The organism is Reyranella soli (genome assembly GCF_007992495.1).
Classification (GTDB): domain Bacteria; phylum Pseudomonadota; class Alphaproteobacteria; order Reyranellales; family Reyranellaceae; genus Reyranella; species Reyranella soli.
On sequence record NZ_BKAJ01000132.1, the window covers coordinates 21,764 to 42,305 of the forward strand.

Annotated in this window: 28 protein-coding genes and 1 tRNA gene; 15 read left to right on the top strand and 14 right to left on the bottom strand. The window is 61.4% G+C overall.

The annotated features are described in order from the left end of the window. Nucleotides 1-4: 4 nt before the first annotated feature. Entirely contained in the window at nucleotides 5-919 is a 915-nt protein-coding gene (locus tag RSO01_RS33090) for a metal ABC transporter solute-binding protein, Zn/Mn family (RefSeq protein ID WP_147154860.1), read from the top strand. A gap of 169 nt (nucleotides 920-1,088) precedes the next feature. Here RSO01_RS33090 and folD read toward each other — a convergent pair whose 3' ends face one another. The 6 genes from folD to RSO01_RS33120 form a co-directional block, all read right to left on the bottom strand. Next, complete coding sequence (folD, locus tag RSO01_RS33095; protein ID WP_147154861.1) at nucleotides 1,089-1,991, bottom strand: bifunctional methylenetetrahydrofolate dehydrogenase/methenyltetrahydrofolate cyclohydrolase FolD; 903 nt, start codon at nucleotides 1,989-1,991, stop codon at nucleotides 1,089-1,091. After that, nucleotides 1,984-2,304: a DUF167 domain-containing protein gene (locus tag RSO01_RS33100; RefSeq protein WP_147154862.1), complete on the bottom strand. Its 321-nt coding sequence runs from the start codon at nucleotides 2,302-2,304 to the stop codon at nucleotides 1,984-1,986. The genes folD and RSO01_RS33100 overlap by 8 nt, the downstream gene beginning before the upstream one ends. Nucleotides 2,305-2,308: 4 nt before the next feature. Further along, a complete protein-coding gene (locus RSO01_RS33105) occupies nucleotides 2,309-2,590 on the bottom strand; it encodes a YggT family protein (RefSeq protein ID WP_147154863.1) in 282 nt (93 codons plus the stop codon). Nucleotides 2,591-2,679: 89 nt separating this feature from the next. After that, complete coding sequence (locus tag RSO01_RS33110) at nucleotides 2,680-3,303, bottom strand: FHA domain-containing protein (RefSeq protein WP_147154864.1); 624 nt, start codon at nucleotides 3,301-3,303, stop codon at nucleotides 2,680-2,682. A gap of 1 nt (nucleotide 3,304) precedes the next feature. After that, nucleotides 3,305-3,544, bottom strand: a complete 240-nt coding sequence (locus tag RSO01_RS33115; protein WP_218037533.1) for a hypothetical protein — start codon at nucleotides 3,542-3,544, stop codon at nucleotides 3,305-3,307. A 10-nt stretch (nucleotides 3,545-3,554) separates the two neighbouring features. Continuing rightward, nucleotides 3,555-3,950, bottom strand: a complete 396-nt coding sequence (locus RSO01_RS33120; RefSeq protein WP_147154865.1) for a RidA family protein — start codon at nucleotides 3,948-3,950, stop codon at nucleotides 3,555-3,557. A 122-nt stretch (nucleotides 3,951-4,072) separates the two neighbouring features. On the opposite strand from RSO01_RS33120, the gene RSO01_RS33125 reads away from it, so the two are divergent. Together RSO01_RS33125 and RSO01_RS33130 are read left to right on the top strand one after the other, a co-directional pair. Then, nucleotides 4,073-4,148: transfer RNA gene (locus tag RSO01_RS33125), tRNA-Ala, on the top strand. A gap of 154 nt (nucleotides 4,149-4,302) precedes the next feature. Continuing rightward, on the top strand, nucleotides 4,303-5,283 hold the full coding sequence (locus tag RSO01_RS33130; RefSeq protein WP_147154866.1) for a hypothetical protein: 981 nt from the start codon (nucleotides 4,303-4,305) through the stop codon (nucleotides 5,281-5,283). 110 nt (nucleotides 5,284-5,393) lie between these two features. Here RSO01_RS33130 and RSO01_RS33135 read toward each other — a convergent pair whose 3' ends face one another. Continuing rightward, the gene (locus tag RSO01_RS33135) at nucleotides 5,394-6,173 is read right to left on the bottom strand and encodes a Hint domain-containing protein (protein ID WP_170303533.1); all 780 of its coding nucleotides are present in this window, start codon (nucleotides 6,171-6,173) and stop codon (nucleotides 5,394-5,396) included. Between the two features lie 2,024 nt (nucleotides 6,174-8,197). Here RSO01_RS33135 and RSO01_RS33140 point away from each other — a divergent pair. The 3 genes from RSO01_RS33140 (at nucleotide 8,198) to RSO01_RS33145 (ending at nucleotide 9,412) form a co-directional block, all read left to right on the top strand. Further along, nucleotides 8,198-8,380, top strand: coding sequence for a hypothetical protein (locus RSO01_RS33140; protein WP_147154868.1), 183 nt, complete (start codon nucleotides 8,198-8,200; stop codon nucleotides 8,378-8,380). 80 nt (nucleotides 8,381-8,460) lie between these two features. After that, nucleotides 8,461-8,607: an ATP dependent DNA ligase gene (locus tag RSO01_RS47715; RefSeq protein WP_170303534.1), complete on the top strand. Its 147-nt coding sequence runs from the start codon at nucleotides 8,461-8,463 to the stop codon at nucleotides 8,605-8,607. 124 nt (nucleotides 8,608-8,731) lie between these two features. Beyond that, nucleotides 8,732-9,412 (top strand): PAS domain-containing protein, encoded by a 681-nt coding sequence (locus RSO01_RS33145; RefSeq protein ID WP_147154869.1) that lies wholly within the window; start codon nucleotides 8,732-8,734, stop codon nucleotides 9,410-9,412. Between the two features lie 144 nt (nucleotides 9,413-9,556). Here RSO01_RS33145 and RSO01_RS33150 read toward each other — a convergent pair whose 3' ends face one another. The 4 genes from RSO01_RS33150 to RSO01_RS33165 all read right to left on the bottom strand — a co-directional run bounded on the left by RSO01_RS33150 (nucleotide 9,557) and on the right by RSO01_RS33165 (nucleotide 12,328). Beyond that, nucleotides 9,557-9,766 (bottom strand): hypothetical protein, encoded by a 210-nt coding sequence (locus RSO01_RS33150; protein WP_147154870.1) that lies wholly within the window; start codon nucleotides 9,764-9,766, stop codon nucleotides 9,557-9,559. Nucleotides 9,767-10,118: 352 nt separating this feature from the next. Continuing rightward, nucleotides 10,119-11,258 (bottom strand): zinc-binding metallopeptidase family protein, encoded by a 1,140-nt coding sequence (locus RSO01_RS33155; protein ID WP_147154885.1) that lies wholly within the window; start codon nucleotides 11,256-11,258, stop codon nucleotides 10,119-10,121. Between the two features lie 143 nt (nucleotides 11,259-11,401). Further along, entirely contained in the window at nucleotides 11,402-11,725 is a 324-nt protein-coding gene (locus RSO01_RS50000; RefSeq protein ID WP_147154871.1) for an HNH endonuclease, read from the bottom strand. 141 nt (nucleotides 11,726-11,866) lie between these two features. Next, nucleotides 11,867-12,328, bottom strand: a complete 462-nt coding sequence (locus tag RSO01_RS33165; RefSeq protein WP_170303536.1) for a hypothetical protein — start codon at nucleotides 12,326-12,328, stop codon at nucleotides 11,867-11,869. A 10-nt stretch (nucleotides 12,329-12,338) separates the two neighbouring features. On the opposite strand from RSO01_RS33165, the gene RSO01_RS33170 reads away from it, so the two are divergent. Next, nucleotides 12,339-12,545 (top strand): hypothetical protein, encoded by a 207-nt coding sequence (locus RSO01_RS33170; protein WP_147154873.1) that lies wholly within the window; start codon nucleotides 12,339-12,341, stop codon nucleotides 12,543-12,545. Nucleotides 12,546-12,608: 63 nt separating this feature from the next. Then, a complete protein-coding gene (locus tag RSO01_RS33175; protein ID WP_147154874.1) occupies nucleotides 12,609-12,872 on the top strand; it encodes a hypothetical protein in 264 nt (87 codons plus the stop codon). A gap of 14 nt (nucleotides 12,873-12,886) precedes the next feature. Here RSO01_RS33175 and RSO01_RS33180 read toward each other — a convergent pair whose 3' ends face one another. Then, the gene (locus tag RSO01_RS33180; protein ID WP_147154875.1) at nucleotides 12,887-13,114 is read right to left on the bottom strand and encodes a helix-turn-helix domain-containing protein; all 228 of its coding nucleotides are present in this window, start codon (nucleotides 13,112-13,114) and stop codon (nucleotides 12,887-12,889) included. A gap of 92 nt (nucleotides 13,115-13,206) precedes the next feature. Between RSO01_RS33180 and RSO01_RS33185 the strand changes: the two genes are divergently transcribed. The 4 genes from RSO01_RS33185 (at nucleotide 13,207) to RSO01_RS33200 (ending at nucleotide 16,486) form a co-directional block, all read left to right on the top strand. After that, nucleotides 13,207-13,866 carry a helix-turn-helix domain-containing protein gene (locus tag RSO01_RS33185; RefSeq protein ID WP_218037534.1) on the top strand — a complete coding sequence of 220 codons (660 nt, stop codon included), beginning with the start codon at nucleotides 13,207-13,209 and terminating at the stop codon, nucleotides 13,864-13,866. 492 nt (nucleotides 13,867-14,358) lie between these two features. Continuing rightward, on the top strand, nucleotides 14,359-14,979 hold the full coding sequence (locus RSO01_RS33190) for a hypothetical protein (RefSeq protein ID WP_147154876.1): 621 nt from the start codon (nucleotides 14,359-14,361) through the stop codon (nucleotides 14,977-14,979). Between the two features lie 16 nt (nucleotides 14,980-14,995). Beyond that, nucleotides 14,996-15,715: a hypothetical protein gene (locus RSO01_RS33195; protein ID WP_147154877.1), complete on the top strand. Its 720-nt coding sequence runs from the start codon at nucleotides 14,996-14,998 to the stop codon at nucleotides 15,713-15,715. A gap of 138 nt (nucleotides 15,716-15,853) precedes the next feature. Continuing rightward, nucleotides 15,854-16,486: a hypothetical protein gene (locus RSO01_RS33200; protein WP_170303537.1), complete on the top strand. Its 633-nt coding sequence runs from the start codon at nucleotides 15,854-15,856 to the stop codon at nucleotides 16,484-16,486. 137 nt (nucleotides 16,487-16,623) lie between these two features. On the opposite strand, the gene RSO01_RS33205 is transcribed toward RSO01_RS33200, so the two are convergent. Continuing rightward, complete coding sequence (locus tag RSO01_RS33205; RefSeq protein ID WP_147154879.1) at nucleotides 16,624-16,833, bottom strand: hypothetical protein; 210 nt, start codon at nucleotides 16,831-16,833, stop codon at nucleotides 16,624-16,626. A gap of 429 nt (nucleotides 16,834-17,262) precedes the next feature. Between RSO01_RS33205 and RSO01_RS33210 the strand changes: the two genes are divergently transcribed. The 3 genes from RSO01_RS33210 to RSO01_RS33215 all read left to right on the top strand — a co-directional run bounded on the left by RSO01_RS33210 (nucleotide 17,263) and on the right by RSO01_RS33215 (nucleotide 20,044). After that, entirely contained in the window at nucleotides 17,263-18,435 is a 1,173-nt protein-coding gene (locus RSO01_RS33210; protein ID WP_147154880.1) for a hypothetical protein, read from the top strand. Next, nucleotides 18,422-18,589, top strand: a complete 168-nt coding sequence (locus RSO01_RS47720; RefSeq protein WP_170303538.1) for a hypothetical protein — start codon at nucleotides 18,422-18,424, stop codon at nucleotides 18,587-18,589. Before RSO01_RS33210 ends, RSO01_RS47720 begins: the two co-directional genes overlap by 14 nt. 477 nt (nucleotides 18,590-19,066) lie before the next feature. Then, the gene (locus tag RSO01_RS33215) at nucleotides 19,067-20,044 is read left to right on the top strand and encodes a hypothetical protein (protein WP_147154881.1); all 978 of its coding nucleotides are present in this window, start codon (nucleotides 19,067-19,069) and stop codon (nucleotides 20,042-20,044) included. Nucleotides 20,045-20,142: 98 nt separating this feature from the next. Here the strand turns inward: RSO01_RS33215 and RSO01_RS48515 are convergent. Further along, nucleotides 20,143-20,542 (bottom strand): hypothetical protein (locus tag RSO01_RS48515; RefSeq protein ID WP_218037535.1); only part of this gene is annotated, 400 nt, incomplete at its 5' end.

Here is a 20,542-nt window from a genome sequence, read left to right on the forward strand (position 1 = left end):
GCCGATGCTGTTGAGACGCCACTTCCTGGCGGCCGCCGCGCCGCTCGCGGTCCTGCCCGTGCGTGCCCGGGCCCAAGTTCAGGCCAAGAAGCCCAAGGTCGTGGCGACCTTCTCGATCCTGGGCGATCTTTTGGCCGAGGTCGGCGCCGATCGGATCGAGCTTGCCGTGCTGGTCGGCGCCGATATCGACGCCCACACCTATCAGCCCAGGCCGACCGATGCGCGCGCACTTGCCTCGGCGCAGGCGCTCGTCAGCAACGGGCTGGGCTACGAAGGCTGGATCGATCGCCTGGCCAAGGCCGCGCCCTTCAAGGGCCGCGCCATCGTGGCGACGGCGGGCGTGGCCACCTTGGAGGGCGCGCCAACGCCCGGCCACAACCACGTCCATGGCCCCGACCCGCATTGCTGGCAGGATGCTGGCCGCGTGCGGCGCTATGTCGGCAACATCGTCGAAGGCCTGTCGATGGTCGATGCCGCGAACGCCGCCTTCTATCGCGAGCGCGGGCAGGCCTACGACAAGCGCCTCGTGACCCTCGACCAATGGATCAAGGACGAGATCGCCAAGGTGCCGGCGGCGCAGCGGCGCGCCATCACGGCGCACGATTCGTTCCGCTACTTCACGGCGGCCTACGGCGTACAGTTCTTCGCCCCGCGCGGCTTCACCACCGAGAGCGAGCCGTCGGCCAAGGACGTGGCGGCGCTGATCCGCCTGGTGCGCGAGCAGAAGATCAAGGCGCTGTTCGTCGAGAACATGAGCAACCCCGGCCTGATCGACCAGATCGCGCGCGAGTCGGGCGCTGTGGTCGGGCCGCGGCTGTACAGCGATGCGCTGTCGGCGCCGGGCGGGCCGGCGCCGACTTACGAGGCGATGATGCGCCACAACGTGACGGCGTTGGTCGCGGGGATGATGAAGAACTAAATCAACTCTTCACCTCCCCCGTCTTACGGGGGAGGCCGGGAGGGGGAAGGCATCCGTAAGGGTCCCTCCCAGAAAAAGATCATGATCTGAAATCAGCAGACAACACGACTGTTGCTCGCCCCTCCCTACCCTCCCCCGTATGACGGGGGAGGAAAAGAGAACGGGAAGATCAGATCGCCACGAACGGCAGTCCGGCCGACTTCCGAGCTTCCTGCAGCGTGTTGTACATCAGGCACGCCACCGTCATCGGGCCGACGCCGCCCGGCACCGGCGTGATGTGACCCGCAACAGGCAGGGCCTCGGCGAAGGCGACGTCGCCGACCAGGCGCGTCTTGCCGTCGGAAGCGGGCACGCGGTTGATGCCGACATCGATCACCGTGGCGCCAGGCTTGATCCAGTCGCCGCGCACGAACTCGGGCTTGCCGATGGCGACGACAAGGATGTCGGCCTGGCGGCTCACCGCCGGCAGATCGCGCGTGCGCGAATGGGCGATGGTCACCGTGCAATCAGCGCGCAGCAGCAGGCGCGCCACCGGACGGCCGACCAGGGTCGAACGGCCGATCACCACGGCATGACGACCGGTCAGCGAGGCAAGCGCGTCCTGCAGCAGCATCAATATGCCAAGCGGCGTGCACGGCACGGGAAAGTCGAGCGGCGCACCGGATTCGACCGAGCCCAGTCGGCCGACATTCAGCGGATGAAAGCCATCGACATCCTTGGCCGGATCGACGGCCAGCAGAACCTGTGCGGTATTGATGTGCTTGGGCAGCGGCAGCTGCACCAGGATGCCATGCACGCTCGGGTCGGCGTTCAGCCGGGCGATCAGCTCCAGCAGCTCGGCCTCGGTCGTGCTCTCGGGCAGGCGATGATCGAAGCTCGCCATGCCGAGCTCGGCCGCGAGCTTGCCCTTGCTGCGGACATAGACCTGGCTCGCCGGATCCTCGCCGATCAACACCGTCGCCAGGCCGGGTTTGGGTCCGCCGTCGGCGATCAACGCCTCGACGCCCGCGGCGACGCGCTTGCGCAGGCCGGCTGCGTAGGCCTTGCCGTCTATCAGTTTCGCTTCAGCCATCTCTCCCCGCAGAGTCCCTTGTCCATTCCACGATCTTCGCCGCGAGCAGCGTGGGCTCGCCGGCAATGCTCAAGACCTTGTCGCGTGATATCGCGCCGCGCGTCACCGCAAAGGCCGACTTCGGCAGCCGCCAGGTCGCGGCCAGCAGGTCGATTACGGCGGCATTGGCCCTGCCATCTTCGGCAGGCGCCGTCACCTGGGCCTTGAGCGTGCCATCGACGCAGGCGAGCGCGGTACGACGGGCCCGTGGCTGGGCGCGCACTTCGACCGTCACGCCCGTGCCGGTGCGGCGCAGGAACACCGGATCCGACACAAGGCTAGTACAAGATGTAGTTCGCGATGAAATGCTGGATGACAATGATCAGCAACAGGGCAACGACCGGCGAGATGTCGATGCCGCCCAGGTTCGGCAGAAGGCGGCGGAGCGGCCGCAGCACCGGTTCGGTCACGCGATAGAGCAGGTCGACGACCACGCGGATGAACTGGTTGCGCACGTTGACGACGCCGAACGCGACCAGCCAGCTCATGATGGCGCTGGCAATGATGATGGCCGAATAGATGTCGAGAATTTTCAAGATCAGCTGGCCCGCCGACATCATCGCCTCTCCGAATCGCTGCCGGCAGGTCGCCGGCCGGGCACCCTACTCGGCGGGTAATGTCGATCACAAGCCAATTCCCCGCCCTCAATTCATGCGCGCGACAGGGCTAATTCGACCGTCCCGACGTGGATGGCACGCGCTGCGCTGATATCGCGCGGGCCGTGCTCGGGCAGCAGCCGGGCCCCGTCGATCCGGGTGCCGCCGGGCGTGCCGAGATCTTCCAGGCCGAGCCGGCCGCCGGAGACGAACAGGCGCGCATGCGGCTGTCCGACCGTCGGATCGGGCACACAAAGCTCGTTGGCCTGCTGGGCGGCGGCGCCAGTCAGCACATAGGCGGGCTGTGTCCCGTCCATCGACAGCACGACAGGCCCGCCCGCCGAGAGCCCGCTCAACCGCCAGGGGCGCCGGTCGGCCAGGGCGGCCGGCGGCGGCGACAAGGCGCCGGGCGATGCCGGCCGGGCCGGCGATGATGCGCCGGGCGCCGCCGCGGCCATCTCGTCGCGCGGCCAGCGCATGAAGGCGAAGACCCACAGCAGGATCAGCGGCACGATCATGCCGATGCCGGTCAGCGTCAGCAGGATGGCGCCGAGACCCGCCCAGCCCGGCAGCCCCGTCTTCTCGACGATGCGCCAAGCCATCCAGCCGGCCAGCACCAGGCCGATCAGGCCGAAGACGCTCGACAGGCCGAACAGGCCCAGGATCTCCATGCCCATCTCAGCGTTTCCCCGGCGGGGCTTCGCCGTTGGGCCAGTCGGTGAAGGCCAGCACGCCCATGACGATGAAGGGGCCGATCAGCGGCACGAGATGGAACAGCGACAGCGCGCCCGAGAAGCCGGCCCGCGTGCAGATGCGCCAAGTCGGGATGATCAGCACCAGCGCCGCCAGCAGATGCACGACGATGATGCCGAACACCAGCAGCGAGCCGAGACCGAGCAGCCAGGCGACGGGATCCACGGCCAGACGCTCAGGCCAGCGCCACGACTTCGATCTCGACCAGCACGTCGCGCGGCAGGCGCGCCACCTCGACGGTCGAGCGCGCCGGCGCGGCGGCGCCGAAATATTCCGGCCGGCCGTAGACCTCGTTCATGGCCACGAAGCTGTCCATGCTCTTCAGGAACACCGTCGTCTTGACCGCGCGGTCGAGGTCGCTGCCCGCCGCCTGCAGGACCGCCCGCAGGTTTTTGAGCACCTGATGCGTCTGCTCGGCGATGCCGCCCGGCACGAGGTCGCCGGTCTTGGGATCGAGCGGGATCTGGCCGGCACAGAACACCAGGCCGTTGGCGACGATGGCCTGCGAATAGGGGCCGAGCGCCTTGGGCGCGGCATCCGACTGGACGACTTTCTTGCTGCTAGCGGGCACTTCATTACTCCATTGAAAACAGGGCGGAACGCTAACATAGGCCCGCTTGCTTGACAGGGGACCCGCCAAGCTTTATCCGCGCCTTCCTTGGGCCTTTTTGCTTGCCCAGGTTCGGTTGATGGGGGGCTGTAGCTCAGCTGGGAGAGCGCCTCGTTCGCAATGAGGAGGTCAGGGGTTCGATCCCCCTCAGCTCCACCAACCGGATCAAGGGCTTAGGGCACCAAGCCCTCAGTCGCTGGACACGCCGGGGTAACACCGGGGTAGCACGCCGGGCGATTTCGGCGATCTACGGAGGCCCAGATGATGAGTGGCGACAGCGACGAGTCGTCAACGCGGTGCGGTCTCCCCCAGCATGGTTGAGCTTGATCTCTTCACTTCATGCCTTCTGATATTTTGCGCTGCTGTCGTCTACGTCGATCTGCTGTTGGGCAGAGGTAAGCGCGAGGCTCTTCGACAACGGCTCATCTCGTGGCGCATCAAGCTAAAGGCGATGCCGCTTTATCAGGTACCGCGAGGCGAATTGGAGTTTGCGTCGTGGCCACTTAGTTGGCTGGCAGGCGGTGTACTATACTTCGCCGCAATAGAGAAATGGCCCCGACTGCTCAGGCCTGTCAGGAACTTTATTCCGTTCCTCGTGGCATTATTGATAGGTGCAGTTATCGGCCTTGGTACGGCCGGCATTGTGGCTCTGCGCAGTGACAACCTGTCAGGCTTCATTCCCTTCGTCTTCAGCCGTGAGTTCTTTGTTCTTTGCTGGGCCATTGCAGTAGGGAACGTCTTCGTCTTCCTTCCATCCTTACTTGCGATCATATGGCTCAACGATCGATATCCTGATGGTACGCTCGTAGCCCTTCTTCAGCTTGCAACGTTATTTGTCTCAGTTTTTTTTGCGCCCCTTTTTGGCATGTTGCTGCTGGCCATGGTGGCGACGATGTTCATGCTCTACCTAACACTGCTTGCCAAGCTGTTGGGTTTTGGTGAAATTTCGCCTATCCATTTGGGGGAAAGCTTTAGCCTTCCGCCACTAGGATCAATTCCAGCAAACACTCTCGCGTTCTGGCCGTCGCTGGGCCACGAGTACGGGTTGGCCACAAATAGCCTGCTGGCCTCCAGTGTTCTCACTTGGGTTCGCTTGGGAATTGCCGGCGTTTTCTTGCTTTCTTGGCTGATCCTTCCTCTCACCTATCGGTTCGCTTATCTTAATCTGCGAAGCCTTCTGGAATTGGAGAAGCCTTCGTTGACGGCAATAGCAGTGGCAACTTCTAGCGTTGCGAAGTTGCTCCAAGAGGCAGTCAAGGTTGTCGTGAAGTATTTCAATGCCGGGCAAGGCTAGATACTCAGCATCAACCGCCTCGGCTTTTCCGCCGAAGTGGATCAACCCGCAGCTCACGCGCCTGGTAGACGAGGCGAGTGGTCACTGCCTGATCAACAGACACTGATGGTTTAAGCCGCCAGCGCAAAACTCTGCGCCCGCTCCTCCAGTTTGTCGCGAATGATGTCAATAGGCTGGCGCCGATCGACTACGACTGATGCCACGCTGCGCAAGCGCGACCGAAGCTGGCTACGGCCCCCAGTGAAGCGCAATAGCGGTGCACAGCGTTCGGTTTCCGCTCTGTACAGCGACTCGCAGAATGCACTCTGCACATCCAGGATGTCGTGGCTATCGAGTTCGATATTGAAGAAGTCGAGCGTATTCCGATCGCCCGCCGCCTCGAAGACGATGCTGGTGCCATTGACCAGGTCGCCGGCTTGCATCAGGAAGCCATCAACGTAGACGGCATGCCAGGCCGTGACGCAAAGGTCTGCGCTCGGCGAGTTCTCACCCAGAGCGCCGCGCCGCACGAGGACCGGCAGGTTCGACTGGTCGCCATCCCATTTGCCCGAGACGCTGTTCAAGGTGTGGCTGACCAACGCTTTGATCGGCGCGAAGCCGCCAAAACGCACCGCAACCTCATCACCCGCTGCCAAGGTTTCGATTGGCCGATAGCCGTCGCGCGTGCGGATCAGGGTGCCCCTCGCGAAGCAACTGCCGCCCTGGTTGTTGCCGTTTCCGTTGCCGCCGTTTCCGTTGGTGCCGCCGTTGCCGTTGCCGTTGCCGTTTCCGCCCGGGGCTGCCGACGCCACACTGTGCAGAGCGCCGGTCGCCAAGACCGTACCGAGGATCAGGCTAGCCGCTTTCAGCGTGTTGCGCCGCGCGCGATCGATCTTCGGAGTGCTGATCATTCTGCTCTCTCCTTGCCTAACGGCATGATATGCAATCGCGAATTGTGAGCTTTCCAACGCTTCCAAGCCATAGACAGAAGGCGCAGCCCGCGCGGACATTGGAGGTACCCCGAAGGAGTCTACGCTGTCCGCCTGTAACGAAGCCGTAAGCTTAGAAAAGTTCAAAGGTGAAACTCACGCGGCCCGACGACGTTCATGGGATGGGTGTCTTGACGTACCCGTCAGGTGGTGGTTGTGCAGCAAATGCCAAATTCGTTGATGGTGACCGTGTGTCAGTTGGCAAGCCTAGTCGCCGCCGCACTACTGCTTCCGTCAGCGGTAGTGGATCTGGCCCTTGAGACGGACATTTCAACAATGCTGTCACAAGCGACGCTGGTGGCATTTGCCGTCGCAGTCGTCGTCACTGTTTGGAATGCGGAAACACGGCGGTAGGCATTCCGTATGACCCATCGTGGCGGATGTCTTTTTGGCCTGGAATCGAGAGGCGGGCCCGGGCTGCTGAATCGCTCGGACAGTGGTGTGGGACACTGCGGTCGTCCCTAAAGCTTCAACCACCCGCCTGCCCTGTTGGGATCAGGGCGGCTTTTCCTTAGCAGTGCCAATGAACACAAGAGGGTGATCGTTTAAGGTCCCTCCAAAATAGCCAACGCTTTCGGGGCACTACCTCTTAAGGGGTAGCACTGACGCCGCGTCGGTGACCTTCATTGAGCCGCAGCCCATGGCGCAACGTGGAGTAGTGCTTTTTAGCCCGAATAAGGGTTTGCCCCGATCGGCTAGGCTTCGGTAGCCCTCACTGTACCCCAAACTTAGAGTGAGTGGTTAGGCCCCGCATTTGGTGGCTTGCTAGCCTTATGCGGGGCCGTCTTTTAACTCGTGCCAGCACTGGTCGACCGTAGCGGCATCGCCCACCGGACGCGAATGTGCTCCAGTAACGTCCGTGGGACCGACAGTTAAACTACCAAAGTGTATCAAGCCGCAGCTCACTCACCTCGTTCACTAAGCGCCGTCGGGCGACAGTTGGCTGCTACTGCGTGGGAGCAACGCCACGCGGAGCGGCCCCGCATAGGCAACGAATACCTATGCGGGGCCTGACCGTCCTCTCCTGGTTTGCCGTTCAGGGAGCGAGGGCTGCTGTAGAGTAGCCGCGCGCGAGCAGGATACGGTCAGGCCCAAAGAGCTACCCCCGAGGTCCACATATGCGAGGGAAAATGTCCCCCGCGGTGGGCTCACGCGGTCGATGGTCACCGTCGCCCCTGCGACAGTTGCGATTGTTGCGACAGTTGGCGGCCCGCCGGAAATAGGCGGCCCCGCACAGCAGTTGGGAGCGGTCCGTGCGGGGCCTGACCATTGGTGCCGTGTGGGGGCGTGCGAATGGCTAGCGCAGATTGGGTCATTTCATCCCGGATCGCATTAACCTGCGACAACATCTTGTTGATTTAAGCAACCGCTCGGCCATGGCCTGCATCGGGCGACCCATGAGCCTGGGTCCTGATCAAGTCGAACGCAAACGAGGCGCACCCCAGAGCGGCCCCGCACAGGAGGGTACCCTATGCGAGGCCTAACCCTCTCTCCCTAGGTTTGGGTGTCGGGAGCGAGGGCTACAGCAGAGTAGCTCGCACGCGAGCGGACAACGTCTAGGCCGAAAGAGTTACCGACGATGCGCCTTGGCGAGGCCTCAGCCTTCCAACAGCCAGTAGAGGAGGGCGGCAGTAGCAACACCCACTAAGGCGTAGATCAGGTGCCGACGAAGTTCCCGATGCATCGCGGACTAACGCCGGGCATCCGAACTGTTCCAAACAACCGTCCGTGACGACCCGGTGACTGGCCGAGGGCCTGGCCCGGGCGGCTGGCCTGATGCTGGCTGTGCTGGCAGATGGTTGCGCGATCGTGAGAGGTCGTGCCGGCGATCGGCGGCTACCGTGTTGGGCCATGTTGAAGCTACCCCGAGACGCCCCTGGCTCCATCGCCTGCGGCCGCTGCGGCCGGCCACTCCTGCCGTGTGTCGGTGCGGCCACCGGCGCCTCGTGCCCTTTCGGCTACTCAAGACCTCCGACGACGACCAGACGCCTCTCTACGACCGTCCGTTCAAATGCGAGGCCTGCGGCAGCCGTGACGTGACCCTGTTCGCCCTCGACGACGAGGTCGAGCTCGATCAACTGCGTCCCGAGCTTCTGCCACCAACGCCGACGGTGGCGCCTTCCAACTAAGCGCTCCGCCTACAGGCTCATGTTGCTGTGGGGGAACATCGCGCGAGCATCGGTGACAGCGGGTGAGCAAGGTGCACTAGGTGAAGCCCGAGTTGGTCGTGGAAGTGACGTACCTGACGTGGACCGAGGACAATCTGCTGCGCCATGTCTCCTACCAGGGACAGCGGAAGGACAAGCCGGCGCGGCAGGTCGTGCGGCCGGTACCGCATCCGCCTCGCCCGTCGTAGCCGCAACTGCCGGCACTGCGGTCAGGCCGCAGGCCACCAAATCATCACGGAACTCAGTCTTCTGACCTGGACGAGCAAGGTGGACCTTATTAGGCTTTCGCTGTTCTTGGCGGGGGCCTGGATCATGCGGCAGTATATACTGCAGCAAAATATTGAACTCTTCCGCAGGCAGCTCGCCGGCCCGTCGGACGAGGCCACGCATCGCACGCTTTGCATGCTGCTGATGTCAGCCGAACGCGACCTAGCTTACATCATTGCCGACGAAAAGGGTGTGCAGCCGCGCGTGTCATCGCGCTGGGTCGCGGGTGCGTTCAGCGGAGCTTCGGAGCGCGTGGCCGAATATTGGCGTAGCGTCCAGAACTCAGCGCACCCCTATCTGCTGCTCGACCCTGGCCCGGGTCTGCATATTGTTGACGTGAATGATGCCTATGCGCAGGCGACGATGACGAATCGCAGCGCCATCGCCGGCCGCTCCCTGTTCGAGGTGTTTCCCGACAATCCGGCCGATCCATCGGCGGACGGTGTGAACAACCTGTTCATCTCGTTGCAAATCGCCGCCGAGACCGGCCGCCCGCACGAAATGGCCATCCAGCGCTATGACGTGCGCGATCTCCGGGGCAATTTCGTCGAGCGCCACTGGCAGCCTATCAATTCGCCGGTGTACGATGATAACGGCAACCTGATCTGCCTCCTGCATCACGTTGAGGACGTGACGGCTGAGGTGCAATCCCGGCAGCATCGACTTGAGCAGACGGCGGCAATCACTGGCCCGGCGCGAACTCAGGGCGGAGCCAATGAGATTTGATCTAAGGCGGCGGTAATCGCTGCTCTTTGCAGCGGCGTGACAGGTGTCCTCTCCTGGCGACATCTCTGGCCAACCGCTCGACATAGCGAATTTCTGGAATGGGCCCGAAAGCAGCAATGGAGGGGACGCTTGGTGGCTTTGACCTTAGTTTCTGTTCCTGCGCCATGTGCTGACCAACATGACGGCCAACCCAAACAATAGTCCGATGATCACCGCCTGCACGGCAATGTCGAACCAGATGCCTGGGATTGAGGGCGCAGCTCCTGCACGAATGATCGGCATTGCATTCCAGAGCAGGCTCACGACTGCGCCAACGATAAAGCCCATGAGGAAATACACTGGCTTGCGGGACATGCCGGGACTGTAGAAGCAGGTTTGCGCCGCGGCTAGCCAATTTGGGCGCGGCACCTTGTACGGCCGATGCCGCATCCGCCTCAAAGCCGCGGCTCCCTTTGATGATCGCCGGACAACGCCATCGTCGCTCTTTCTCCGGCTGCCAGACGGACTAATTCGATTCCACGGGCAGAAAAACAGGGTTAGCGGCGATGCTGGCCATGCCCCAGAGGAAAAGCCCGCCCAGGGCGCTGAACACTGGGCGGGCAACCCGAGGCTTACCTGCGGGCGGAGCATAAGCGGGGGAATTGCCTGCTCCGAGAAGCCAAAGACAGAAGTCAGGTAGTTCGTTGCGTCGCGGAGTCGATTGTTGTCACTCGCCTTGATCGCGGGCCACTATTGGGACGGCGCCAGGGGCCCGTGTCGTGGCGGCCGTAGATGGCTGAGTCGGGCGAACCAGCAAGTGGACAAAGGCGAGCTTTTCCAGCGCCGGTGACGACAGCACAAATGGATAGAGATCAGGCTGGCCCATTGCACGGTTCAGGCTGTTGAGGGCGATGGTGAGCGGCAGCCAGCTCTCGGTCAGCTGGTCCATGGTCCGCGCGCGATAGGGATCGAAGTCAACCGACGCGTCTAGCTCGTCGCCCTGCGCCACCTTCGGACGGGTCGAAAGGCCGAAGGCGCCGGCGGTCTCCAGGGTATCGACGATGTGCAGATAGTGCGCCCAGGTTTCGGCGAAATCCTCCCACGGATGCATCGTGGCGTAGCCCGTCACGAACTGCGACTGCCAGTCGGCGGGCGGCCCCTGATCGTAGTGTCGCTGCAGAGCCTGGCCATAGTCGGCGCGCTCATCGCCGAACAGGGCGCGGAACGCCTCCAGCCGACCGCCGTCCGGTCCTGCGGCGTCACGTACCAGTCGGTCCCAGTAGTAATGCCCGATTTCGTGGCGAAAGTGTCCCAGCATGGTGCGATAGGGCTCGTGCAAGTTGACGCGGTTGCGTTCGCGCTCCGCATCGTCAGCTTCGGACAGCGCCAGCGTAATCAGGCCGTTGTCGTGGCCCGTCATCACGGGTGGTGCGCTTGGCTGCGGCGGATCGGCCAGTAAGTCGAAGGCAAGCCCGGTGTCCGCGTTCTCGAGCTTGGTCGTGAGCGGCAGCTTGAGCCGCACGAGGGCGTAGAACAGGCGATGCTTGGCACGCTCGACTTTGCGCCAAGCGACCAAGTTGGCCTCGAGCGCGAGGTCGGGGATGGTGCGGTTGTGCCGGCAGCACAGGCAGAGCGGGTCGGGCGATGCCATCTCGACCAGCCAGTTGCAGGCCTCGTGCTGGGCGTTGACGCAGAAGCGGAAAGCCGTGCCTGGCGCGGCTAGTGCCCTGACGGACTCTCCATCCGGCTCGACCGCCGTAAGCGCCGCTGCCAGCGGTAGATAGCCCAGCCGATGGCCGCACTTCTCGCAAAGTGTGTTCTCAAAGTGGAGAACCTGTTCGCAAGCCTGGCATTTGAACAGCCGCATCAGGCGCCCTCCGGAGATGCACCGCACCATTGCGGTCGCCCTTGATGGCAACCGTGCCAATGCACGAAGCTCACTGCGGTTCCCCAAAGGACGCTTTGCCGACAAAGGAAAAAGCCCCGCCGGTAAGAGCGGGGCTGAGGTGCTTAGATGGAGAACTCAAAGTCCGAGTGCTTCACGTTCGGACCTGTCTCTTGTTGCAGATCTAGCTGTGGAAGGCGAATCTGCAAAAAGGCCGCTACGCGGAGTGCCCGCGGATCTCCGGCACGAGCGAGGCGATTAACGAAGCGCTGCAGTGACAGTGACCCCTTGGCCTTGTTGCACGGTGCGCAGACGATGGCTTGGTTGTCGGCTGTGAGCGTATGGCGCTTCGATCTAGGTTTGATGTGGTCACGGGTCGGCCAGCGGTTGGGGCCTTCCATGGCGTCGCCGCAGTATGGGCATGACTGCCCAATCGCGGCACGTAGCATCGCTCGTCGCGGCTCTTGTATGGCGCACCTGCTCGTCGGATTTCAAACTTTCACTACCGCCGGGGATGATGAAAGCTGTCCTCTAGAATGCGGTTCGGCCTCGGTACCCAATCGATTAAAGCGCGAAGGACTCAGGGTTCCTCACGCCTCATCCGGTCGAGCAATGGCGGGGGTCCGCCCGCTCTCTCCACTGCTGCCCTCGCCCGCTCCCAGGCCTCGGCTGTCAGTCGTTCCAATTCCTCCGCTACAGCCACCAGCAATTCGGCTTGTACGAGCGGATCGGAGGCAGGCAAGTCGCTCCTTGATGGCATCGGCCTCTCCACGGCGCTTCGCGGCGCTTTCTTGTAGTTGGCTGACCTTATCCCGGATGTGATCGAGCCGGCTGGCTCGCAGATCCTTGACCTCGTCGTACTCGATCTTCTTTGCTTGACTGAACGTCAGGCCGAAAAACGGGGCGACGCGATTGCGCAGCCATTCGAGCTTCGGCTGGTCGACGCCGCGAGGTATCGCTCGGAAAGCGGCTTTCGCCTCAGCGACGGCGTGCATCTTCTTTCCCTGCGAAGGTGAAGAGATTTCTCGGATTCGGGACAAAGCGATCTCCATGATTTGGGTCATGGAAACCGCAGAAACTGACAACTGGGTTCACCTTGGTGAGATCGCGCGACGCCTGGCAGCACGCTTGATCACACAACGTTTGGCGGCCGCCGATGACATCGGCACCGCCCTCATCCCGCCGCCGTCGAACGACAACGGCGCGCAGGGGCAAGTTCACGAGTTCACGCCGGCGACGGCCCCCTGCTCCGTTGCCACGCCGACGTGAATGCTGGCTGCCGGTCTGTGGGAAGCCGGCAGCCAGCTCCGCTTTCACAAATGAGAGGCCACCATGCCCCGGAAGAAGATCAAGCGTGAGAACCACATCGTCATGGACGCGGCCGTCGGGATCTCTGCCTGGGCCTTGGTGATCGAACTGTTGGTCGTCCTGGAAAGACGGGACGTCTTGAAGCCTAAAGACACCCTGAGGGTCATTACCGGCGCCACGGCGGCCATAGAGATGTTGGCGGCTGAGACGGCTTGGCACCCGGGCTTCGCAATCGCCATTGAAATGCTCAAGGAGCAGGCCGCGCATTGGCGCTCGAGCAGAGGCTAGCCTTCTGCCCACGATCACTCTGCGTCTCGCCCGGGCTTCGGTCCGAAGACATCTGGCCGCAGGTCGTAGCGTGTGACCTTCCCGCTCGTTGCGAGTTCAATTGCGGCGCACGCTTCGGCCGGAACCTTTTTGTCCCGATGCAGCCAATTGCCAATATGGCCTTGTCGCTTGCCGATTTTGGCGGCCAATTTCCCTTGGCCGCCAGCGTCCTTGATCGCTTCCAAGAGGGCTACGGTGCTCATCGCCCAACTCTAATACCAAGTGGTATTCAACCAGTCAATACCCGATGGTATTGTCCTTTTTGATACCGTTCGGTATGGCCCTAGGTGCGCGAGTGAAGAAGGAGCGTGAGGATCGGAATTGGTCGCAGGCAGAACTTGCCCGACGGGTTTCGAACATCCTTCGCCGTAAGGTGACACAGGTCGCCATCCATCACATCGAGAAGCGGGACGATGTGATGCCTCGCTTTGTAGTGGAGCTCGCCCAGGCCTTGGATGTTCGGCTCCCGTGGCTCCAATATGGTCGCGGCTCCAAATCAATCGATACTTCGTCCGCTGCCAGTGAAGACCCCAGATACGCGGCTGAGTCGAAATCTCGATCGCGACAGTCAGAGGTTCGCCATTACGTTGGAGCCGGTGACGAGATTCATCGTGTTAACGGGGAAACCGAATGGACCCCCTCTCCTCCCGGGTTTGAGTCCAACACAGGAGCCGCGGTGGTTGTCCGCGGCGGGGCTATGCGACCGTTTTACGACACTGGAGATGTGCTGTTCTTCACTTCTCAGAGGAATCCACCACTAAACAAGAAAGACATGCCGCCACGACCGGTAATCGTGCAAGTGAAGGACGGGTCGCTCTACGTTAAGCGCCTGATACCAGGCACCAAGAAGGGCTTTTTTCATCTGATTAGTATCAACCCCGTGACGCCAATCCTTGAGGACCAGCCGGTAGAGAGCTTTGCATATATCGAGTGGGTCAAACAGCGGGTCATCTAACGGGCATCGCGGGGCGTTCCTCACCTCACTCGCGCAGTATCGGAGGCCTTAGGCGGCATGTCTTCGCCCGAGGGCGATCCAAGTTCGCTAACGGTGGTCGTCCTTCCTCGTAAATTTCCGCCACCAAGCCTCCCACTCAGTGTCCCAGCATTCCGCACGGCCTAACTCACAGCCGTCAACGAGTGCCACTGTATAGCCGCTGGCGCGCATGCAGGCATTGATGACCAACGCCCTATCCAGCAAGCGCTGCTCCACAGGGTAAATGCGATACGCCTCCAGCTGGCAGCGTCCGATTGCCTGAGACCGACTTTCACCGCAGCCGGCAAGGATGCCCACAACCCACAGCGCTGTAATTGAGACAATCCACCCCCGCATGGGGAACAGCATACGCATGTATGCAATACCATTTGGTATTGACCAAACGATACCAAATGGTATTATATCGTCAGGTCGTCGGATGCGACCGCGAGCATCTAGCAGGGGAAAATCATCATGCCCGACAGCATCATCACGAACAGCGTCATTGGCGCGTCGAAACGCCCAGCAGGCCGGTTCATCGAAGTGGACTGGAACGCCGATCCGGTCGCGCTCGGCCTCGTCACCGCCGAAGAGTTTGCCGCCATGCGGCAACATCTCGAAACCCTGAAGCGCAAAGAGGTTTACGGCTTGGCAGAGCCCAAGGCGCTGATGGCTTTGGCTGCCCTGCATCAGTGGCCTCTTAACCCACCGGTTCGCCGGGGCTCGCTGCGCTTTTGGGCGCTCGTTGCGATGTACGAAGAAGAGTGGGCCCAGGCGCGGGAGGGCCGCGAGGTGTGGCCGCTGCCGCGGTCCAAGCTCCTTCCGCGCGAGCGGCTAGGCGGCGAAGTCTTCAAGGCAAGCACTAGCCTTCACTGCCACACGTACTTTCCCAACTCGCGCCGTGCGCTCTCGCTGGCCGAAGAGATCGGCGACGAGGCCTGGATCACACGCATTCGCTCATTCGATCGGCAGGACCGACGCCGCCAGCTCTTGGCGTGGCGTGAGAAGCACAGGCTGGCAATGAAAGCGTCGCTGGCCGCCATCGCCAAGTACCGAGCAGCACTTGCTGCGTCACCGCAGTTTTGTGCCGCGTAGGCCAGGAGCAGATCCCATGCCCGACACTCTCATTGTCCCCGCCAGCGATGTCGAAATCCCGGCATCCCCGATCACTGAACGCACGGTCGTTCTCAGTTGCCCGAGCGGTAAGGCATTCGCTGCCTACAAGGCGGCGGAGGCAGCGCTCAACAGCTGCCGTGTCGACGGCGCCGAGTATGACGCCCTCGCCGAGGCCTATAATCAGGCTCAGGAAGAGTTTTTGAACAAGCGAGATGGCACGACGCTGGGCGCCGCCATCAAGCTTCGGCTTATTGCCGACGTGGAAAACCTCGACGGCTATCTGGCCGAAAGTCCCAATTTGCTTTGGCCCCGCATGGTTAAGCGCCTGATCGCCGATCTCAGCCAAGCAGCGGGGATGCCTGAAACACTTTCGGCGGCGGCATCGACCAGCGCCGATCCAGCGGAACTGCTTTGGCAGCTCGACCGGCAGGCGAGCGCGGCCTACTACAATGCCGGCGAAGCCGGCTTGGGCCCAGAGATGGAGCGCCAGAGCACAGTTTCAGCAGCGCTTGAGCGGGCTCTGGCTGCACACCCGACCACCACGCACTTAGGCATCCTCCGCAAGCTGGAGCTCTTCGCCGAGATTGAGGGCCAAGAGGTCCCGGCCAGAAAGCCGGACGAACTCTCCCTCGGCGAACAGATCATCGCCAGCCTGATCAGCGACCTGCGCGCGTTGCTCGGTATCCCCAACGTCACGACCGACTATCCATCCTGAGCTGAGAGGAAAACGACAATGCCTGACACACTTACCTTTGAAACACCCTCCGTGCCTGCGAGCGTCACGGCCGTCGCCACGGCGCGACCTACGCGCCCCCGCGCCCCGAGGCCGCCCCTATCGCCGACGGCTCTGGTGTTGCGCATCCACAATGCCGCGTGGGGCGCCGCAAACTTCATCCATCGCGGCCGGCATGAAGACACAAAGCCATCTCAGGCGCTCATTGACGCCATGGCATCGGTGAAGAGCGAAACGCTACCGGGTAGCGTGCTGCTGGCCAAATCCCTCTTGCCGGTCTTCGGCAACTACACCGTGGCCGATGCGGTCTACATGGTCGGCATGCTTCGAACGATCGGCTTTGAAATGCAGCCTGACAGGGGCATCGATTCCGAGGATGGCGAGCCGCTAACGGCAGATGACCTCTTGCATGAGGTTGTCTGGCTGCTAGAGCATTTCATCTGCACGGCGGACGCTTCGAATGAGGAATGCGCAAGCGCCCGCGCGGTCTTCATGGCGAAGGCGCAAGAGGATGATGCCTGGAAGCCCGCCGACCACTTCATGGCGAAGCTCGCTGACTGCGCCATGGATGACCTTCGGTGCTTGCGCCGGCTGATGTTCGGTTCAGGCGAGACATTCGGGAGCCCCTTCAGGAGCGATCGGATTGAAGGGCAATCGTGGCTCTTCAAGGTCGTCAGGGCCGAGGAAGGCGAAGAGACGGCATTCGCTCTTCTGCGCGCCGCCGGCGACGTCGAGTTGAAGGCCGTCGAGTAGGCAAGCGATGACCGCCCTAGACCGCGAGCTCCGGAGCAAGAGCCAGCTTGGTTGCGGGCTACGGCGTATCTCTCTAGCAATGGATACGCACGTGAATCAGGCCACGCCGCATCATGTCCTTGGTCACCCGCGGCTGACTATCGTCTATGCCAATCGCTTTGCTTGCGACCAATCCGCGGGTTTCGCCAATCTTTCTGGCAGCCCAGGTGCCCGTTAGCCATGGAGCAAAGGGCATCGACGAGGTTCAACTCCTCTGCCTGATCCGGCTCACGTTCCATAGCGTCCAAGGTCTTCAGAACGTCTTCGAACGCCGATTGCACGTGCTCTTTTGCTTCATAGGAAATCATTCGCGCGTCCCCCTGTCTCTAGTTTGTAGGCTGGACGCGGCGTTAGCCTATTTCAAGCCTCACACGACCAATTTGCACTGGCCGCTGTTCCTGAGGCCCTTTCGGCGCAAAAGCGAAGCAAGAGCGAGCCTCGGCGCGGGCTGCGGACAGTGAAGGACCTGGGACCGCTATGGTCGAACTACCGTCCCAACCGTTTCGCACTTGCGGATAAGGTGGAATGGTGACCGGCAAAACGATGGTCGCCCGGCATCGAGCGGCCGGGCCGGCAAACACCAGCGGCCGGGCTTAGCGCCCCCATCACTAAGACGCCAGTCGACCCGAAGTCAGGGAAGTGCCTACTCTCAAACAGTCGGTCCGAACGATGGCTTGCCAGCCCGGCGGTGGTAAGCTACACTAGAACTGCAACCATTGGGGTGAGAGGTTCTCATCATGGTCGACTCATCGAAGCCGATAGAACCCGAAAAGCCCGCGCCGACGTCACTAAGTGCGCCCGATTTCGAGCTTGAGAAAGCTCGTCTAGAAGCCGAATTGCAGAAAGAGAAGATTCGCGCGGACGTTCGCAAAGTGGTCTACGGCACAATGATCGTAGGCGTAGCTGTTGCCGCATTCCCATTCTTTCAGGAAGTGGCACGCTCAGCTTTCTCTGAGCGCATTGAGGCGATCAAAGTCCAAGCTCAAGAGCGGACTCTCGATATCAAAGCGAAGTCGGAGCAGAAGGTCCTCGAAACCAAGAATCAATACGAGAACCAAATAGCGGAGAAGACGCACCAGTTAGAGCAGCGGAAGCTTTCCACTACAGACGTTGGCAATCGTCGGGATTACCTCGAGAAGCTGGCAAGTGAAGGGCGCAATGAACGCATCGAGAAGCGCATCATAATTGCTGAGTTCTTTTCATTCCTTGCGGAGACGGGTGACCGTGATCAATGGGTAAGGTTTCGAGATTACCTTTTGCTAAAGCAGACACGGATTAACGAAGAGAAGGTGACAGTGGCCGCAACTGCGGCAAGCGATCACTCCTCGGACGAAGCTCGGTCTGCTGCGATCGAGCGGTTGGCGCAGATCTCTGCGATCCAAGATCCTGCAACCGACAGCGAGATTCCGGGCGTTTCCCAAATCAAGGAAGTACAGAGAGCTCTCGGCATCGCCGATGATGGCCGCTTCAGCGCGATGACGCGAACGGCAATACGCGAGTTTCAGACGGGCATGTTTCGTCGTAATCCGTCCGAGTGGCCACAAAGCGACATCACCGGCACCCTCGCCAGCCGGTCCGGTCGGGTTCTGCGGACACTGAAGCCGATGCCAGCGGTCTTCATGTCGCCGTTCGAGCGCGCGTATCTCGGCAGCGACAGCGGCATGTTCACGTCCGACCCGCTGTCGGGCATCGACCAGCGGCAACTCGCGTCAGTCCTCAGTTTTCTGGGCGTCGCGCCGCAGAAAATCGTTGCCGCAGCCAGCCTGGATGACAGGATAACGCTGCTGCGCGAGCGCATCGCGGAGCTCCGTACGACACTCAATCTGCCCGCGCCTAAGCCGATCCTCGACTCAGCACTCTATGAGGCGGTGTGGAAGACCTCGCCGCTTAACGTCAATGCGCGCGACTGAGGCAACACCACGTGGCCTCGGCGTCGGTGTCACCGCCTTCGACCGCCTGATTGCGGAAGGCCGGATGCCTAAACCCAAACCCGTCGGCGAGCGAGTCATCTGGGACCGCCTCAAACTCGACGACACTTTCAGCGATCTGGAAAAGGTGTGGTAGGGAAAATTACTTCGACCGCGCTAGGCGTTTCGCAGAAGAGCGACGCGAGCCGTGAACGCCCAGCGGTGTGTCTGTATTGTCATCGCGTCGGCGTTGCTTTGGTCGCCCGTTGCGGCACAGGTCACGGATGACGACACGCTCAAGCAAGGCGGCGTCACTTATCGTTTGTGGGGCATCGACGCGGCCGAGCTCTCGCAGACGTGTCCTGATGGCTGGCCTGCCGGCCGCATGGCAGCAACCAGGCTGCAGGCACTGACGGCGTGTCGGCCGATTGTCTGCCATTAGAAGGACCGCGACCGCTACGGCCGGACGGTCGCGGTATGCCGTGCCTCGGGCGAGGATCTGGGCACGATGCTTGTTGCGGGCTTAGAACGCAACCGCAGTCGTACTTGACTTGCAAAAGGCGGCACTGGAATATTTTCACCACGACAAGCCGGCTTAAGGCATTCGCTTCAGAGCTTCCAAAGGAGGTACGTCATGCGCGTGCGTAACCTTTGCGGCGTTGCTCTTACGATTCTTGCTGTTTCACCCGCTCTTGCCCAGGCGCCAACGCCTTCAAGCTGCAATACCTTGGCCAGCACGATTGCAGTGGGATACACCACGAACTTCACCAATCGGGACTACAATGCCCTTCGCTACTATGCCACTTGTGAGGCCAGCTCATCCCATGCTGGTGGTGGCCTTTCCATCGCTTATCAAGCGTTCAGTCTTGGAGGAAATTACGAGGAATCTCGCAACTCTCAGCTCTGCAGGCAATCGCGCGAGGCCTTGGGATTTAGCGACACGGAATATGTAAACGCAAAGAATGTGTACTCGCAGGCTTTTCCCGTGATTGAGCGATGCCTCGAACTCGCAAGCAAACAATGGGACATCAAATACATTTCAGCCGGGAACGATGCTGTGTCGCTGACGATAGCACACGGATCGGTAAACGGCGGGGAACTTCTCGGAGCTGATATCGTGCCTCAAGGCGGACTAACATGCTCGCCGTCTCTGCCTGCGCAAAAGCAAACAATCAAGCCAGAAAGCCCGTTCTCGACACTTTGCTATCGTACTCCAATTGTCCAAATCGTTGACGGGGTGCAGGTAAGAAGTGCTGAGGATGCGGTAATAGCCCTTCGGCTCGAGAACGGGCCGCTACTCATACCGCTGAAGGGGTATCAGACTTCTATAGTTGCTAGGTTGCAGCAACGCATCGATGATCAAATTGCCACGATCAAATTAAAGCCGTCCGACTTCTATATAAAGTCATTTGGACCCGTCATTCAAAAGGCGGAAGGAAACTGTGACGCTGATGTTCTCATTGCAGCGGCATGTACGAACAGCAACCGCGCTCAAGCTGCTGTCGGGCCCGAATTTTTTGAGAAGGATGGGAAGCGTTGGGCGCGGTGCCAGCGCTACGGCAACATTGTCTGGGAAGCTGAGGGTCAGCTTACGTGTCTGAAGCTTCGCTGAAGACGGCATGCCGCACCATTTGCTGTCAGTGCTGGCTCGTGAGTTTGAAGGTCGCGCCCAGCACTGCCAGCATTTGCTCGCCAGATGGTGAGTGGTCTTTAAACATCAAGCGGCGCCATCGTGCGCCTCATGATCCAGGCTTCATCCACCGACAACGGACATACGGCGGCGACTTGGGGAAGCCGCCCTTTTGGCATCGCCTGCTCTTGCGGTGATCGCGCAACCGGCGAACTCACCAGCCTTGGCATCAGCAGCGGCGACATGCGCCCTCTGCGCAGTCGCAATTTCGTCTGTTCGTCTTGTGGAAGCCGGTAGGTCAGCATCTGGCTTTTTGGCAGCGACAACGAGGTAGGGGAGTTCCTGCGCCATAATCCTCCGTTGGCGGGCCTGCTCCGCCGCCACCCTCCCCCCGCGCCAATCGTCATCGATGGACCACCCGCCGATTTCATCGCAGGAGGGTGGTATCGGACAAATGCGAGCTGACAGCCTTGGTCGATG